The following is a 15,649-nucleotide window of genomic DNA, read 5'->3' on the forward strand; positions in this document are numbered from 1 at the left end:
TGTCATCAGTGCCGCCAGCCACGCCAGCGCCACCGCGAGCAGCGCGAAGCCGGTGCCGGCGATGTAGCGCGGATGGGTCCGGTCCACGAGCCGGCCGACCATCGGGGCGAGCACGCCGGTCAGGACCGCCATCGGGGCCATCAGCAGCGCCGACTCCGTGGGTGTCCAGCCGCGCACGCCCTGGGCGTAGAACATCAACGGCAGGACCATCGCGGTGACCGAGAAGCCCATCGCGGCGATGCCGATGTTGGCCAGCGAGAAGTTGCGGTCGCGGAACAAGCCGAGCGGGACGAGCGGCTCTCCGCGCCCGCGGGACTGGTACCACACGAACACCGCCAGCAGCGCCACTCCGGCGGCGATCAGCACCCACACGGGCGTGGACCAGTCGTAGGAGTTGCCCTCCTGGATACCGAACACGAGGCAGAACATGCCCGCGCCGCTGAGCAGCACGCCGAGGAGGTCGAACCGGTGCGGATGGGTGGGCAGCGCCGGGACCAGGCGCGCCGCCAGGACGAACCCGACGATCCCGACCGGCACGTTGACGAAGAAGATCCACTCCCAGCCGAGGTGGTCGACGAGGACACCGCCGGCCAGCGGACCCACGAGGGTGGCCACACCGGCCACCGCGCCCCACAGTCCCATGGCGGTGCCCCGCCGGTCCGGCGGGAAGGTGCGGGTGATGATCGCCATGGTCTGGGGGGTCATCAGCGCCGCGCCGAGGCCCTGGAAGACCCGGGCGACGACGAGGGCGGCGACGGTGCCGGACAACCCGCACCACAGCGACGCCGCGGTGAACACCACCAGCCCCGCCAGGTAGACCCGCTTCGGGCCGAACCGGTCCCCGAGGCGGCCGGTGACCAACAGCGGCACCGCGTACGCCAGCAGGTAGGCGCTGGTGACCCACACGACGTTGTTGATGTCGGTGTCGAGCGCCCGCATGATCGCCGGGTTGGCGACCGCCACGATGGTGCTGTCCACCAGGATCATGAAGAACCCGAGGCACAGCGCCCACAGCGCCGGCCACGGACTTGTCTCGGTCTCCACCCGCACGCCCTCCGCTCGTAGGCGTCTACGGTAGCGCCGTGGACGGACATCTCCTGGACATCGTGCGGCTGGCCTGGTGCCGCGAACTCGGGCTCGACGACGCAGCGCTCGCCACCCCGGGCCGGGTGACGCGGGTGGACGACGCATCCGCCCTGGTCCGGGTGCTACGACTCGGCGACGTCAGCGCGGTGGTGGGCCCGGGCTGGGTGGTCGACGCCGTCGCGACGGTGCCCGACGCGGAGCTGGACGCGTCGGCGCTGCTCGAGCTGACGCGCGGGCACGCGGTGCGCAGCCACGCGCTGAGCTACTGCGCCGACTGGGTCGACGCGACACGGGTCCGCGATCCGCTGATCTCCCACGAGGTCGACGACCTGGCGGAGCTGTTGCGGCGCTGCCCACCCGACGACGCGACCGAGGCGGGCCTCGAGATCGTGACCGAGGCGGGCCTCGAGATAGTGACCGAGGCGGGCCTCGAGAACGTGACCGAGGCGGGGCTCGAGAACGTGACCGGGGAGGCGTCGTCGTTCGTGCTGCTCGACGACGACCACCGGCCGCTGTCGGGTGCGGTGTACACCGAAGTGCAGTCGATCCTGGCGGACGTGACGGCGCTGACCGTGCCGGAGCACCGCCGGATCGGCCTGGCGGCGACCGTCGCGACCCTGGCGACGCACGATGCGCTCGACGCCGGACTCGTCCCCCAGTGGCGGGCCCGGCGCGACAACACCGCGGGCCGTGGCCTGGCCGCGGTGTTGGGGTACACCGAACTGGGAACCCACATCTCGGTGGCAGTACCGGCCGCCGCAGGAACGTAACGAGCCGCAGGAACGTAACGAGTGAGGGGAGCCCAGTGAACGAGCACTCGGGAGGCGACGGGGACGGGTACATCACGCCCGGCGCCGAGTACAGCCGTGACACGCACTACATCACCACGCGCATCACAGCCGACGGGCGCGACGGGTACCCGGTGGAGGCCGGCCGGTACCGGCTGATCGCGGCCCGCGCCTGCCCGTGGGCGAACCGCGCGCTCATCGTGCGGCGGCTGCTGGGGCTCGAGGACGCGCTGTCGCTGGGGTTGTGCGGCCCCACGCACGACGAGCGCAGCTGGACGTTCGATCTGGACCCGGGCGGGGTCGATCCGGTGCTGCAGATCCCGCGGTTGCAGGACGCGTACTTCGCGCGGGACCCCGAGTACTCCCGGGGGATCACGGTGCCCGCCGTCGTCGACGTGCCTACCGGCCGCGTGGTCACCAACGACTACCCGCAGATCACCCTGGACTTCGCCACGGAGTGGACGGCACTGCACCGCGACGGCGCCCCCGACCTCTACCCGGAACCGCTGCGCGACGAGATCGACGAGGTCGCCGAGCTCGTCTACCAGGACGTCAACAACGGCGTGTACCGGTGCGGGTTCGCCGGGTCCCAGCGCGCGTACGACCGTGCCTTCGACCGGCTGTTCGCGCGGCTGGACTGGCTCGAGGAACGGCTCGGCTCCCGTCGGTACCTGGTGGGCGAGACGATCACCGAGGCGGACGTGCGGCTGTTCACCACGCTGGCCCGCTTCGACGCCGTCTACCACGGGCATTTCAAGTGCAACCGGAATCTGCTGGCGTCCATGCCGGCGTTGTGGGGGTACGCCCGGGACCTGTTCCAGACGCCCGGTTTCGGCGACACCATCGACTTCGGGCAGATCAAGCAGCACTACTACATCGTGCACACCGACATCAATCCGACGCAGATCGTGCCGAAGGGCCCCGACCCGAGCGGATGGCTGACCCCGCACGGCCGGGAAGAGCTGGGCGGCACGCCGTTCGGGGACGGCACGCCGCCGCCCCCGCCGCGGGCGCAGGAGGCGGTGCCGGCCTGAGTCCGACTCACGCGCCCGCGTACGTTCCGAAACTCCAGTACACCCCCTGCGGGTCCCGGCACGTGAAGTCGTGCGATCCGTAGTCGGTGTCGTGCAGGCCGAGGACGACCGTGGCACCGGCGGCCACAGCGCGGGCGTGCAGCGCGTCGACCGCGGGGGCGTCGGGGAGGACGAGGTAGATGCAGCCGGTGCCGGCGGGTATCTCGATCGGGCCGCCCCGGCCGGCCGAGCCGAGCATGACGCCGCCGCCGTGCGGCCAGCGCAGCTCGGCGTGGTCGACGCGCCCGCCGTCGCCGTAGACGGCGTTCTCGGTGAAGCCGAACGCGTCGACGAGGAAGCGGATCGCCGCCCGGGCATCGGTGTAGGAGAGGCAGGGCCACACGGGTGTGGTGAGTGCTGTCGTAGTCATGGTTGCCAGTGTTCGTCGGCAGCCGGGTCGCCGTCTTGGACGATTGGGAACTGCTCGTCGCGCAGCCAGTGCGACGGCGGAACCCCGGCGATCGCGCGCCATTCCCGTGCGAGGTGGGCCTGATCGTAGAACCCGGACCGGGCGGCCACGTCGGCGAGCACGTGCGGTCCGGGCCGGCGCAGCAGCCGACGGGACCGGTCGAACCGGACCACCCGCGCCGCCTCCTTGGGCCCCACCCCGAACTCGGCGGTGAATCGTGCGTTCAGATACCTTCGACTCCAACCGATCTCGTCGGCCAGGTCGGCGATCCGCACACCGGGGGTGCGGGGATCCTGCAGCCTGCGCCACACGTGACGCAGGTGTGGATCGATCTCGCCGTGCTCGGCGGCGAGCCGCCGGGCGAGCACCTCGTCGAGGACCCGGAATCGGCTTTCCCACCCCGCAGCGGCGGCGATCCGCTCGCCGAGTTCCCGGGCGGCGGCGCCGAGCACGTCCTCGAGATCGACGACCCACGCGCCGAGTGCACCGGCGGGCACCCCCAGCAACACCCGGGCTCCCGCCGGGGTGAGCGCGAGCTGGATTCCGTGCTGGTTGCCGTCGTGGGCGATGGTGACGGCGGTGGTGGCCAGGCCGCTCGCGAGCGCACCGAACCGGCCGGGGCCCTGACCCGGTGCCGCGGCCCGCGCGAGTTCGACAGGGGCACCGATCGTGAGCACGACGGTCAGGTCCGGGGACGGCAGACCGAGGTGGGTACCGGGGGCGAATCCCGTCAGCCGGTACCCGTCGTAACTGCGCACGTAGGGGCACAGCGGCGGGGCGGGCCGCCGCCGGGCACCGTCCGAGATGCCGGTCACGGTCCCAGGGTAAACACGGATTGACGCCACGCCCACGGGGTACACAGGGTGAGCAGCCGTGGAACTCACGGCGGTGTATGCAGGCCCGGGAGGGCCGGGAGGATCGAGGACGGAACGATGAGCGACAGGGTAGGACGCGTGGAGAAGTATCTCGTCACGCTCCTGGACAACGGCAGCAGGCTGCAAGCGCCCGCGGTGGCACGCTACGTCGACCTGACGCGGCGTGCCCATCCCGACGAGACTCCCGAGCAGATCATCAGGCGGTTGGAGAAGACCTTCCTCAACGGAGTCACCGGGAGCGGCACGGCGGCCGGCGCCGCGGCGACCGTGCCCGGGATCGGCACACTCGCGTCGATCGCCGCGGTCGGCGCCGAGACCGCGTTCTTCCTCGAGGCCGCCGCGTTGCTGACCCTGGCGGTGGCATCGGTGCACGGGATCGAACCGCACCAGCACGAGCAGCGCCGCGCCCTCGTGCTCGCCGTGGCACTGGGCGAAGCCGGCATGGAGATCGTCGAGCGCGCCACCGGCACGACCGCGAAGACGTGGACGTCGGCGCTCACCGGCAAGATCCCCGGTGCCCAGCTGAAGTCCGTGAACAAATCGCTCGTGCGGACCTTCGTCCGCAAGTACCTCGCCAAGCGCAGCGCCCTGGTGTTCGGCAAGCTCGTGCCCGCCGGCATCGGTGCCGCGATCGGTGGCGCGGGCAACCGCGCGCTGGGCAAGCGGGTCATCGCGAACGCCCGGGACGCGTTCGGGCCGCCGCCGGCGCAGTGGCCGTCGCAGCGTCCACCGCTCACCGGCGCAGCGTCCGGACCGGACGGGGATCCGAACTGGCAGGCGCTGTCCTCCCCCCTGACCGGCTGGTGACATGTCCGCGGGCAAGGTGTTCGTGCGCGAGAGCGGATCCGGCACCCGCACCGTGGTTCTCCTGCACGGATACTCCGATCACGGGGGCACCTGGTGCAAGGTGGTCCCGGCGCTGGCCGAGCGCCACCGGGTCCTGACCGTCGACCTGCCCGGATTCGGCCGCAGCGCCGGACACTGGCGGGCGCCGGTGCTGGATCACTATGTCGACACCGTCGCCGAGGTGATCGCCGACTGCGCGGATCCGGTGGCGCTGATCGGCAATTCGCTGGGAGCGGTGACCTCGCTGGCGTTCGCATCGACGTATCCGGGCCGGGTGGACGGCGTCGTGCTCGCCGACATGCCGGGGATGGCCGGGATCCCGCGCAGCTGGTCGAGCGGCGCGCGGTTGCCGCTGGACATGGTGTCGCGCGCGCTGTCCCGGCCCGTGCCGCCCGCCCTGGTGCAGTTCGCCGTCGCCACTCTCTACGCCCGTGCGGCGCTGCACCGTCCGGACCGGCTGGGCGTCGACACCCGCACCGCGTTCGCGGCGAACTACGCGAGCCGGCGCAGCATCGAGACCCTGCTGGCCGTCGGCCGGGCCGTGATCCCCGAACTGGCCCGGCTGCCCATCCCCGAAATGGTGAACTCCCTGTCCGTGCCGGCACTGCTGGTGTGGGGTGAGCGGGATCTGATCACCCCGGCGCGCGCCGCGGGCCGGGTGCATACTGGCGCCCGACGGCGGGTCGCGATCATTCCGGACGCCGGGCATTGCCCGCAGCTCGACTCCCCCAGCGAATTCCTCGAACTGGTGCTGCCGTTCCTCGAGCGGTCCTTCTCCCGGCCTGCCGCGCCGGGCACGTAGGCTCTCGGGGTCCGAGCAGGACCCACCAGAGAGGGAGTCGATGACAGCGCCGTTCCCGACGGAGCCGGCCGCCGGCGCCGGGTACGCGCCCGCGGCGGGTATCGCCGTGCAGGGCCTGTGGAAGAACTTCCGCGACGTACCCGCGGTGTCGGACCTGTCGTTCTCCGTGCCGCCAGGTTCGATCACGGGATTTCTCGGGCCGAACGGTTCCGGGAAGACGACGACCCTGCGGATGCTGCTCGGCCTGGTGCGCCCGACGGCCGGTGTCGCGCTCGTCGACGGGGTGCCCTTCACCTCGCTGCCGCACCCGGCACGGGTGGTCGGTGCGGTGCTGGACGCGCAGAGCTTCCATCCCAAGCACACCGCCGGCACCCATCTCGAGGTGTACGCCGCGGCGATCGGCGTGCCGTCGGCACAGGTGCGGCGCGTCCTCGACCTGACCGGGCTCGCCGCGGCGACCCGCCGGCGGATCGGCGAGTTCTCCCTCGGCATGCGGCAGCGGCTGGCGCTGGCCACCGCGCTGCTCGGCGAACCGCGCTACCTCGTGCTCGACGAACCGGCGAACGGCCTCGACCCCGAAGGCATGGCCTGGTTGCGCGACTTCCTGCTCGGCTACGCCCGCTCCGGGGGCACCGTGCTGATCTCGAGTCACATCCTGCGGGAGGTCGAGCAGACGGCCGACCGTCTGGTGATCATCAGCCGCGGCAGGCTCGTGCACCAGGGCACGACGGCGGATCTGCGGCATGCGCATCGAGCCCGGGTCCTCGTCGCCGTCTCCGATCCCGCCCGCCTGGCGACGGCTCTCGCCGCATCGGGCCACACCGACGCGCAGGTCCAGTCCGACGGGCGGCTCGCGATCGTCGGGGTGGAACCCGAGCGTGTCGCCGAGCTCGCCACCGCGTACGGCGTGACCGTCTTCGGAACGAGCGTCGAGCACATCGACCTCGAGCAGGTGTTCCTGACGATGACGGCGGGGCAGTACGTGGGTGCCGCGCCCGGGTGGGGGATGCAGGGACCGCCGGCTCCACAGCCCCCGTACCCGGGGCAGTTCCCACAGCCCCCGCAACAGCCGCCGTACCCGGGGCAGTTCCCGCACTCCCCACAGCCTCATCCGCCGACCGGTTGGGAAGGACCCCGTTGACTGCGTTGCTGACGGCCGAGTTCCGTAAGGTCCTGGGCCTGCGTTACTGGTGGATCCTCGGGATCGCCCCGGCGGTGGTGGGCCTGTTCTCGGGGGCTCTGACCCTGCCGATCCTCACCACCCTCGAGGGACTCGTCGGCGAGAACTTCGCCGAAGCCGCCGCCGCCGCGATCGGTGTCGCGGTCGCACTGGCGCTGGTGTTCCTGTTCGCGGCCCTGTTCGGGGTGGTCAACACGGGCAGCGAGTTCCAGCACCGCACCATCGTCACCAGTTTCCTGACCGCCCGCGGCCGCGACGGGGTCGTCGCCGCCAAGCTGACGACGGCGGTCGCGTTCGGCCTGTTGTACTGCGTGGTGGTGGAAACCGTGTCGGTGCTGACCGTCCTGATGTTCGGCGGCGGACCGTCCGGCGACGGCTCGGGGGCGGGCAATGTCGCCGCGGTCCTCGGCGCCGGCCTGTTCGCCGCGATGCTGTGGGCCCTCATGGGCGCGGGGCTCGGCCTGCTCACCGGTTCGACGGCCGGCAGCGTCCTGGCGATCACCGCCTGGGTTCCGTTCGGGGAGCTGATCGTCTCGCTGATCCTCGACGGTCTCGGGGCGGGTGCGCTCGCCCGGCTGCTGCCCGGACAGCTCACCTGGTACACGGTGTTCACGGCCATCGACCTGCCCGAGGAGGTCGACCCGGCTGTGACGTGGCCGGCGGCGCCGCTGGGGTTGCTCGGCTGGACGGTACTGCTGTGCGGCCTCGGCTGGTGGCGTACCCGTACCCGCGACATCGTCTGATTCCCTCTGCGCGGATTCGTCCGCTCGTTGCGAATTCGCGCCGGTCGCGCACGGAGCGGATTCCGAAGGGCCGAGTGGATCCGCTTCGACGGAAGCGGATCGTGGAGAGCCGTGACCGTGGCCCGCGTCCTGTCGGCCGCCGGGGCTAATGTCGAAAAGCGATGGCACACGACGCGCGTTCCCCCGGTTGGATCCGTCGGCTGGGCGCGGAGGCCTGGCAGCACCGCCGCGTCGCGCTCGGCGCACTGACCGTCACCGTCGTCGCCGCACTGATCGACATCACCTTCCCGCTGCTGACCAAGCTGGCACTCGACAGCGCCACCCACCCGGAGGGGCACGACCTGCAGCTGATCGGTCTGGCGGCGGCGGCGATCGCGGGGGGCGCGGTGGTGCGGTTCGGGTGCCAGTACGGCCGGCGGATGCTCGCCGGCCGGCTCTCCCTCGACGTGCAGCACGACCTGCGGCTCGGTCTGCTCGCCTCTCTGCAGCGGCTCGACGGACGCGGCCAGGACCAGATCCGCACCGGGCAGGTGGTGTCGCGCTCCATCACCGACCTGCAACTCGTCCAGGGTCTGCTCGCGATGGTCCCCATGTCGGCGGGGGCGCTGCTGCAGTTCGTCCTGGCACTCGTGATCATGGCGGTGCTCTCCCCGCTGCTGACCCTGGTCGCCCTCGTCACCGTGCCGGTGATCGCCGGGGTGGTGGCCCTCGTCCGGCCCAAGCTGTTCGCGGCGACGTGGTCGGCGCAGCAACGCGCCGCCGACCTGGCCCAGCACGTGGAGGAGACCGTCACCGGGGTGCGGGTGGTCAAGGGGTTCGGGCAGGAGGGCCGCGCCGTCGACCAGCTCGAACAGCACGGTCGCGCCCTCTACGCCGAGCGCATGCGCGCCGCCCGGATCAACGCCGCGTTCGCCGCCCCGATGGGGGCCATCCCGCAGCTCGGGCTCGTCGCCGTGATCGCGCTCGGCGGCTGGCTGGCCCTGCAGGGCACCGTCACCGTCGGCACGTTCCTCGCGTTCGCCGCCTACCTGGCGACGATGACGGCGACCACCCGCACGCTGTCGTCGGTGGTGATCATGGCGCAGCTCTCCCGGGCGGCGGTCGAGCGGGTGTACGAGGTGATCGACACCGAACCCGACGTCGCCGACCCGCCGCACCCGGTGCCGTTGCCGGAGGGACCGCTCGGGCTGGTCCTCGATTCGGTGACCTTCGGCTTCGAGCCCGGCCGGCCCGTCCTCGACGGTCTCGATCTCGAACTGGCGCCGGGCGAGACCGTCGCCGTGGTCGGCGCCGCCGGCTCCGGCAAGACCGCGCTGTCGCTGCTGCTGCCCCGGTTCTATGCCCCCGAGTCCGGGACGGTGTACGTCACCGCCGCCGACGGCGAACGAATCGACGTCGGGGCCCTGCGTGCCGAGCAGTTGCGCGAGGCGGTGAGCCTGGTGTTCGACGAGCCGTTCCTGTTCTCGGACACGATCGCCGCGAACATCGCGCTCGGCCGGCCCGAGGCGAGCGCCGAGGAGATCCGCGCCGCCGCGCGGGCCGCGTGCGCGGACGAGTTCGTCGAGGCGCTCCCCGAGGGGTACGACACCGTGGTCGGCGAGCGGGGGCTGACGCTCTCCGGTGGGCAGCGGCAGCGGGTCGCGCTGGCCCGTGCGTTGCTGCTCGATCCTCGGGTGCTGATTCTCGACGACGCGACCTCGGCCGTGGACGCGGAGACGGAGGCCGCGATCTTCGCGGCGCTGCGGGCACGCCCGAAGCGCACCACGCTGATCCTCGCGCACCGGCGGTCCACGCTCTCCCTCGCCGACCGGGTCGCGGTGCTCGACGGCGGCCGCGTGGCCGACTCCGGAACGGTCCACGAACTCGAGACGCGCAATGCCCTGTTCCGGGCCCTGCTCACTGGCGACGAGGACGAGGCGCCCGAGCCGGAGCGCACCGACGGGCACGCCCTCGGCGCGTTGTGGCCGGAGGCGGCGCCCGGCTCCGATCCGGTCGTGGTGCGGGCGGCCGCACCGCAGGGGGGCCCGGGCGGTGGCGGCCGCGGCGGCGGTCCGATGAGCGGCGCCCTCGGGTCGGTCGCCCCGACGCCGGCGCTGCGCCGGGCGGTCGAGGCGTTGCCCCCGGCCACCGAGCGACCGGGGCTGGACACGGCACAGCTGCGGCGCCCCGACCCCGAGTTCCGCCTCTCCCGGACGCTGCGGCCGGTGCGGTGGCTGCTGGCGGCGGTGGTGTTGTGCCTGGCGGTCGAGTCGCTGACGTCGATCGCGTTCCCGTCGATCGTGCGCTACGCCGTCGACCGGGGCGTCACGCCGGGCGAACCCGGCCCGTTGTGGGCGGCCACCGCCGTGGGTGCCGCGCTGGCGCTGCTGGCGTGGCTGGTAGTGGCGCTGCTCACCGTGCTCACCGCGCGTGCCGGTGAGCGGGTGCTGTTCGGGTTGCGGGTGCGCAGCTATGCGCACCTGCAGCGGCTGGGGCTGGACTACTACGAGCGGGAACTGTCCGGCCGCATCATGACCCGGATGACCACCGACGTCGACGCACTCTCGTCGTTCATCCAGACCGGGTTGTCCACGGCGGTCGTGAGCGTGCTGACGCTGGCCGGGATCTCCGTCGCCCTGCTGGCCACCGACCTCACCCTGGGGCTGGTGGCGCTGGCGGTGGTGCCGCCGCTGCTCGCGGCGACACTGTGGTTCCGGCGGGTCTCGTCCACGGCCTACTCGGTCTCCCGTGAACGCATCTCGCTGGTCAATGCGGACTTCCAGGAGAACATCACCGGGTTGCGGGCAGCCCAGGCATACCGCCGCGAGGAATTCGCGGCCCGCCGGTTCGCCGAACGCGCCGATGCGTACCGGCGCAGCCGGATGCGCTCCCAGCGGGCCATCTCGCTGTACTTCCCGTTCATCGCGCTGCTGTCCGACCTCGCGCTGGCCGCGGTGGTGTTCGTCGGGGCCCGGGAGGTGGCGTCGGGCGCGACGACCGCGGGCGTGCTCGTCGCATTCGTGCTCTACCTCGGTCTGTTGTTCGGTCCCATCCAGCAGTTGTCGCAGGTGTTCGACAGCTATCAGCAGGCCCGGGTGGGACTGCGCCGGATCGGTGACCTGCTGCGGACCGAGAGTTCCCTCGAGACGGGCGGCACCGGCACGGTGCCGATCCCGGGACATCTGCGCGGCGACGTACGGCTCGAGCAGGTCGGGTTCCGCTACGCGGGTGCCGACGCGGACGCGCTCACCGGCGTGGACCTGCACTTACCGGCCGGTTCGACGGTGGCACTGGTCGGACGCACGGGGGCCGGCAAGTCCACGATCGTCAAACTGCTGGCCCGGTTCTACGATCCGACGTCCGGTTCGGTGCGCGTGGACGACGTCGACCTGCGCGGCTACCGACTGCCCGAGTACCGGGCCCGGCTCGGCGTCGTCCCGCAGGAAGCGCATCTGTTCACCGGCACCGTCGCGAGCAACATCGCCTACGGGCGGCCCGACGCGGAGCGCACGGCGATCGAGGCGGCGGCCCGCGCAGTGGGGGCGCTCGACATGATCGCCGGTCTGCCGGGCGGCATGCTGCACCCCGTCGGCGAGCGGGGGCAAGGCCTGTCCGCCGGGCAACGTCAGCTCGTCGCGCTGGCCCGGGCCGAACTCGTCGATCCGGACCTGCTGCTGCTCGACGAGGCCACCGCGACTCTCGACCCGGGCACCGAACGCGCGGTGCTCGCGGCGGGCGAGTCGGTGACCCGCAGCCGCACCGCCGTGGTGGTGGCCCACCGATTGGCGACCGCGGCCCGCTCCGACCTGATCGTGGTGGTCGACGGCGGGCGCATCGTGGAGACCGGATCGCACGACGCGCTGCGTCACGCCGGAGGCGTGTACACGACCCTCTGTGATGCGGCCCAAATGCGGGCAGGGAATAATCGGCTGTCGAGAACCGTCGTCGATGGGGACCCCGTCGACTCAGAGATTGTGAGGTAGGTCTCGACCGTGGCAGAGCTTTTTTGTTCGTCACAGTCGCGGGCTAGCCTCATATACATAGGCACTCCGATCGGGTACCGAAGAAAGAAACGAGGCGAACAACTGCCGTGAGCAGCAGCTCTACTTCCCAGTTCGGACAGAACCAGTGGTTGGTTGACGAGATGTACCAGCGGTTCCAGGACGATCCGTCGTCCGTGGACGCCAGCTGGCACGAATTCTTGACGGACTACTCCCCGGAGGCGGCGGTCGCAGGTGGCGCGAACGGTGCCACGCAGACCCAGCGTCCGGCGCAGAGTTCCGCTCCGACCTCCACCGAATCCACTCCCGCCTCGAAGGCCGCCCCGGCCGAGACTCCGCCGAAGGCCACCCCCGCCCCGGCGAAGGCCGGCACCGCCCCGGCGAAGGCCGCTCCGAAGCCGGCCGAGCCCGCCGCCAAGCCGGCGGCCGCGAAGCCGGCCCCCGCGAAGCCCGCCGCCAAGCCGGCCCCCGCGAAGCCCGCCGCTTCGGCTACCCAGGAAGAGTCCAAGGTTCTCCGTGGCGCTGCTGCTGCCGTCGCGAAGAACATGAACGCCTCGCTTTCGATCCCGACCGCCACCAGTGTGCGCGCCATCCCTGCGAAGCTGATGGTCGACAACCGGATCGTCATCAACAACCACCTCGCCCGTACCCGCGGCGGCAAGGTGTCGTTCACCCACCTGCTCGGCTACGCCATCGTGCAGGCGGTGAAGGCGTTCCCGAACATGAACCGCCACTTCGCCGAGATCGACGGCAAGCCGAACGCGGTCACCCCCGCGCACACCAACCTCGGGCTGGCCATCGACCTGGCCGGCAAGGACGGCAACCGTTCGCTCGTCGTCGCCGCGATCAAGAACTGCGAGTCGATGAACTTCGCGCAGTTCTATTCCGCGTACGAGGACATCGTCCGTCGTGCGCGCGACGGCAAGCTCACCGCCGAGGACTTCTCCGGGGTCACCATCTCGCTGACCAACCCGGGCGGCATCGGCACCGTGCACTCGGTGCCCCGCCTGATGCCGGGCCAGGGCGCCATCATCGGCGCCGGCGCGATGGAGTACCCGGCCGAGTTCCAGGGCGCCTCCGACGAGCGCATCGCCGAGCTCGGCGTCGGCAAGCTCATGACGTTGACCTCCACGTACGATCACCGCATCATCCAGGGCGCGGAGTCCGGCGACTTCCTGCGGACCGTCCACAACCTGCTCATCAGCGACGATTTCTACGACGAGATCTTCCACACGCTGCACATCCCCTACGAGCCGGTCCGCTGGCGCAAGGACGTGCCGGAAGGCGCCGTCGACAAGAGCACCCGCGTCCTCGAGCTGATCGCCGCCTACCGCAGCCGCGGCCACCTGATGGCCGACACGGATCCGCTGCAGTTCGTCAAGGACAAGTTCCGGTCGCACCCGGACCTCGACGTCACCACCCACGACCTGACCCTGTGGGACCTCGACCGGGAGTTCAACGTCGGCGGCTTCCACGGGCAGCAGCGCATGAAGCTGCGCGACGTGCTGTCGGTGCTGCGGGACGCCTACTGCCGCCACGTCGGCGTGGAGTACACCCACATCCTCGACCCCGAGCAGCAGCAGTGGCTGCAGGAGCGCGTCGAGGCGCACCACGTCAAGCCGACCGTGGCACAGCAGAAGTACATCCTCAGCCGCCTCAACGCCGCCGAGGCGTTCGAGACGTTCCTGCAGACCAAGTACGTCGGCCAGAAGCGGTTCTCGCTCGAGGGCGCCGAGTCGGTCATCCCGATGATGGACGCGATCATCGACCAGGCCGCCGAGCACGAGCTCGACGAGGTCGCCATCGCGATGCCGCACCGCGGCCGCCTGAACGTGCTGGCCAACATCGTCGGCAAGCCGTACTCGAAGATCTTCACCGAGTTCGAGGGCAACCTGAACCCGGCCGCTGCCCACGGATCCGGCGACGTGAAGTACCACCTCGGCGCCGAGGGCAACTACATCCAGATGTTCGGCGACAACGACATCAACGTCTCGCTCACGGCGAACCCGTCGCATCTCGAGGCCGTCAACCCGGTCCTCGAGGGCCTCGTGCGCGCCAAGCAGGACATCCTGGACAAGGGCGAGGGTGGCTTCACCGTCATGCCGCTGCTGCTGCACGGTGACGCGGCGTTCGCCGGCCAGGGTGTCGTGGCCGAGACCCTCAACCTCGCGCTGCTACGGGGCTACCGCACCGGCGGCACCGTGCACATCGTCGTCAACAACCAGGTCGGCTTCACCACGGCCCCCGAGCACTCGCGGTCGTCGGAGTACTGCACCGACGTCGCGAAGATGATCGGCGCGCCGATCTTCCACGTCAACGGCGACGACCCGGAGGCGTGCGTGTGGGTGGCCCGCCTCGCCGTGGACTTCCGCGAGAAGTTCAACAAGGACGTCGTCATCGACATGATCTGCTACCGCCGTCGCGGCCACAACGAGGGCGACGACCCGTCGATGACGCAGCCGGCGATGTACGACGTGATCGACACCAAGCGCAGCGTCCGCAAGAGCTACACCGAGTCCCTCATCGGTCGTGGCGACATCTCGCTCAAAGAGGCCGAGGACGCGCTGCGCGACTACCAGGGCCAGCTCGAACGGGTCTTCAACGAGGTCCGCGAGCTCGAAAAGTTCAAGCCGGAGCCGTCCGAGTCGGTCGAGCTCGACCAGACGCCGCCGGCGAAGCTGACCACCGCGGTCGACAAGTCGGTGCTCGAGCGGATCGGCGACGCGTTCGTCAACGTCCCCGAGGGCTTCTCCGTGCATCCGCGCGTCAAGCCAGTCATCGAGAAGCGTCGCGAGATGTCCCGTGAGGGCCACATCGACTGGGCGTACGCCGAGCTGCTCGCGTTCGGTTCGCTGGTCGAGCAGGGCGCGCTGGTGCGTCTGGCCGGCCAGGACTCGCGCCGCGGCACGTTCACCCAGCGTCACGCGGTGCTCATCGACCGCAAGACCGGCGCCGAGTACACCCCCCTGCAGCAGGTCGCGGCCGAGGGCGGCAAGGGCGGCAAGTTCATGGTGTACGACTCGGCGCTCACCGAGTTCGCGGGCCTGGGCTTCGAGTACGGCTACTCCGTGGGCAACCCCGAGGCGCTGGTGCTGTGGGAGGCGCAGTTCGGCGACTTCGTCAACGGCGCGCAGTCCATCATCGACGAGTTCATCTCCTCCGGCGAAGCCAAGTGGGGCCAGCTCTCCGACGTGGTGCTGCTGCTGCCGCACGGCCACGAGGGCCAGGGCCCGGACCACACCTCGGGCCGCATCGAGCGGTTCCTGCAGCTGTGTGCGGAGGGTTCGATGACGGTGGCCATGCCGTCCACCCCGGCAAGCTACTTCCACCTGCTGCGCCGGCATCACCTCGACGGGATCCGCCGTCCGCTGGTGGTGTTCACGCCGAAGTCGATGCTGCGCAACAAGGCCGCGGTCAGCAACCTCGAGGACTTCACCAACGGTAAGTTCCGCTCGGTGTTCGAGGAGCCGATGTACGAGAGCGACGGCGGCGACCGCGAGAAGGTCACCCGGGTTCTGCTGACCTCCGGCAAGCTCTACTGGGAGCTGAAGGCCAAGAAGGACAAGGAGAAGCGGGACGACGTCGCGATCCTGCGGATCGAGCAGCTGTACCCGGTGCCGCGCCGGCGTATCGCCGAGGCACTCGACCGGTACCCGAACGCGCACGAGTTCTTCTGGGTGCAGGAGGAGCCGGCCAACCAGGGCGCGTGGCCGTTCCTGGGCCTGGCGCTGCCGGAGATGCTGCCCGAGAAGCTGTCGGGCATCAAGCGGGCGTCGCGCCGCGCGATGTCGGCGCCGTCGTCGGGGTCGAGCAAGGTGCACGCTGTCGAGCAGCAGGAGATCCTGGAGAAGGCGTTCGGTCAGTAGG

11 protein-coding genes are annotated in these 15,649 nt (G+C 71.0%); 8 read left to right on the top strand and 3 right to left on the bottom strand.

The features are described from left to right. A partial coding sequence (locus OEY_RS0102680; RefSeq protein WP_237713717.1) for a DHA2 family efflux MFS transporter permease subunit occupies nucleotides 1-987 on the bottom strand: 987 nt, incomplete at its 3' end. Nucleotides 988-1,082: 95 nt separating this feature from the next. On the opposite strand from OEY_RS0102680, the gene OEY_RS30230 reads away from it, so the two are divergent. Together OEY_RS30230 and OEY_RS0102690 are read left to right on the top strand one after the other, a co-directional pair. Then, nucleotides 1,083-1,856 (top strand): GNAT family N-acetyltransferase, encoded by a 774-nt coding sequence (locus OEY_RS30230; protein ID WP_010592408.1) that lies wholly within the window; start codon nucleotides 1,083-1,085, stop codon nucleotides 1,854-1,856. Nucleotides 1,857-1,891: 35 nt separating this feature from the next. Next, nucleotides 1,892-2,908, top strand: a complete 1,017-nt coding sequence (locus OEY_RS0102690) for a glutathione S-transferase family protein (protein ID WP_010592409.1) — start codon at nucleotides 1,892-1,894, stop codon at nucleotides 2,906-2,908. A gap of 7 nt (nucleotides 2,909-2,915) precedes the next feature. On the opposite strand, the gene OEY_RS0102695 is transcribed toward OEY_RS0102690, so the two are convergent. Both OEY_RS0102695 and OEY_RS0102700 read right to left on the bottom strand, forming a co-directional pair. Then, nucleotides 2,916-3,317 (bottom strand): VOC family protein, encoded by a 402-nt coding sequence (locus OEY_RS0102695; RefSeq protein WP_029539873.1) that lies wholly within the window; start codon nucleotides 3,315-3,317, stop codon nucleotides 2,916-2,918. Beyond that, nucleotides 3,314-4,171 (bottom strand): AraC family transcriptional regulator, encoded by an 858-nt coding sequence (locus OEY_RS0102700; protein WP_010592411.1) that lies wholly within the window; start codon nucleotides 4,169-4,171, stop codon nucleotides 3,314-3,316. Before OEY_RS0102700 ends, OEY_RS0102695 begins: the two co-directional genes overlap by 4 nt. 117 nt (nucleotides 4,172-4,288) lie before the next feature. On the opposite strand from OEY_RS0102700, the gene OEY_RS0102705 reads away from it, so the two are divergent. The 6 genes from OEY_RS0102705 (at nucleotide 4,289) to OEY_RS0102730 (ending at nucleotide 15,648) form a co-directional block, all read left to right on the top strand. Beyond that, nucleotides 4,289-5,038 (top strand): hypothetical protein, encoded by a 750-nt coding sequence (locus OEY_RS0102705; protein WP_026137999.1) that lies wholly within the window; start codon nucleotides 4,289-4,291, stop codon nucleotides 5,036-5,038. Nucleotide 5,039: 1 nt separating this feature from the next. Beyond that, nucleotides 5,040-5,879: an alpha/beta fold hydrolase gene (locus OEY_RS0102710; RefSeq protein ID WP_010592413.1), complete on the top strand. Its 840-nt coding sequence runs from the start codon at nucleotides 5,040-5,042 to the stop codon at nucleotides 5,877-5,879. A 40-nt stretch (nucleotides 5,880-5,919) separates the two neighbouring features. Then, the gene (locus OEY_RS0102715) at nucleotides 5,920-7,020 is read left to right on the top strand and encodes an ABC transporter ATP-binding protein (protein WP_010592414.1); all 1,101 of its coding nucleotides are present in this window, start codon (nucleotides 5,920-5,922) and stop codon (nucleotides 7,018-7,020) included. Then, nucleotides 7,017-7,802 carry an ABC transporter permease gene (locus OEY_RS0102720; protein WP_029539874.1) on the top strand — a complete coding sequence of 262 codons (786 nt, stop codon included), beginning with the start codon at nucleotides 7,017-7,019 and terminating at the stop codon, nucleotides 7,800-7,802. The genes OEY_RS0102715 and OEY_RS0102720 overlap by 4 nt, the downstream gene beginning before the upstream one ends. Nucleotides 7,803-7,963: 161 nt before the next feature. Continuing rightward, nucleotides 7,964-11,764 carry an ABC transporter ATP-binding protein gene (locus tag OEY_RS0102725; RefSeq protein WP_010592416.1) on the top strand — a complete coding sequence of 1,267 codons (3,801 nt, stop codon included), beginning with the start codon at nucleotides 7,964-7,966 and terminating at the stop codon, nucleotides 11,762-11,764. A gap of 107 nt (nucleotides 11,765-11,871) precedes the next feature. Beyond that, nucleotides 11,872-15,648 carry a multifunctional oxoglutarate decarboxylase/oxoglutarate dehydrogenase thiamine pyrophosphate-binding subunit/dihydrolipoyllysine-residue succinyltransferase subunit gene (locus tag OEY_RS0102730; RefSeq protein ID WP_082061374.1) on the top strand — a complete coding sequence of 1,259 codons (3,777 nt, stop codon included), beginning with the start codon at nucleotides 11,872-11,874 and terminating at the stop codon, nucleotides 15,646-15,648. Nucleotide 15,649 lies beyond the last annotated feature (1 nt).

It is taken from the genome of Rhodococcus sp. P14, assembly GCF_000256505.1.
In the GTDB taxonomy this organism is placed as follows: domain Bacteria; phylum Actinomycetota; class Actinomycetes; order Mycobacteriales; family Mycobacteriaceae; genus Rhodococcus; species Rhodococcus ruber.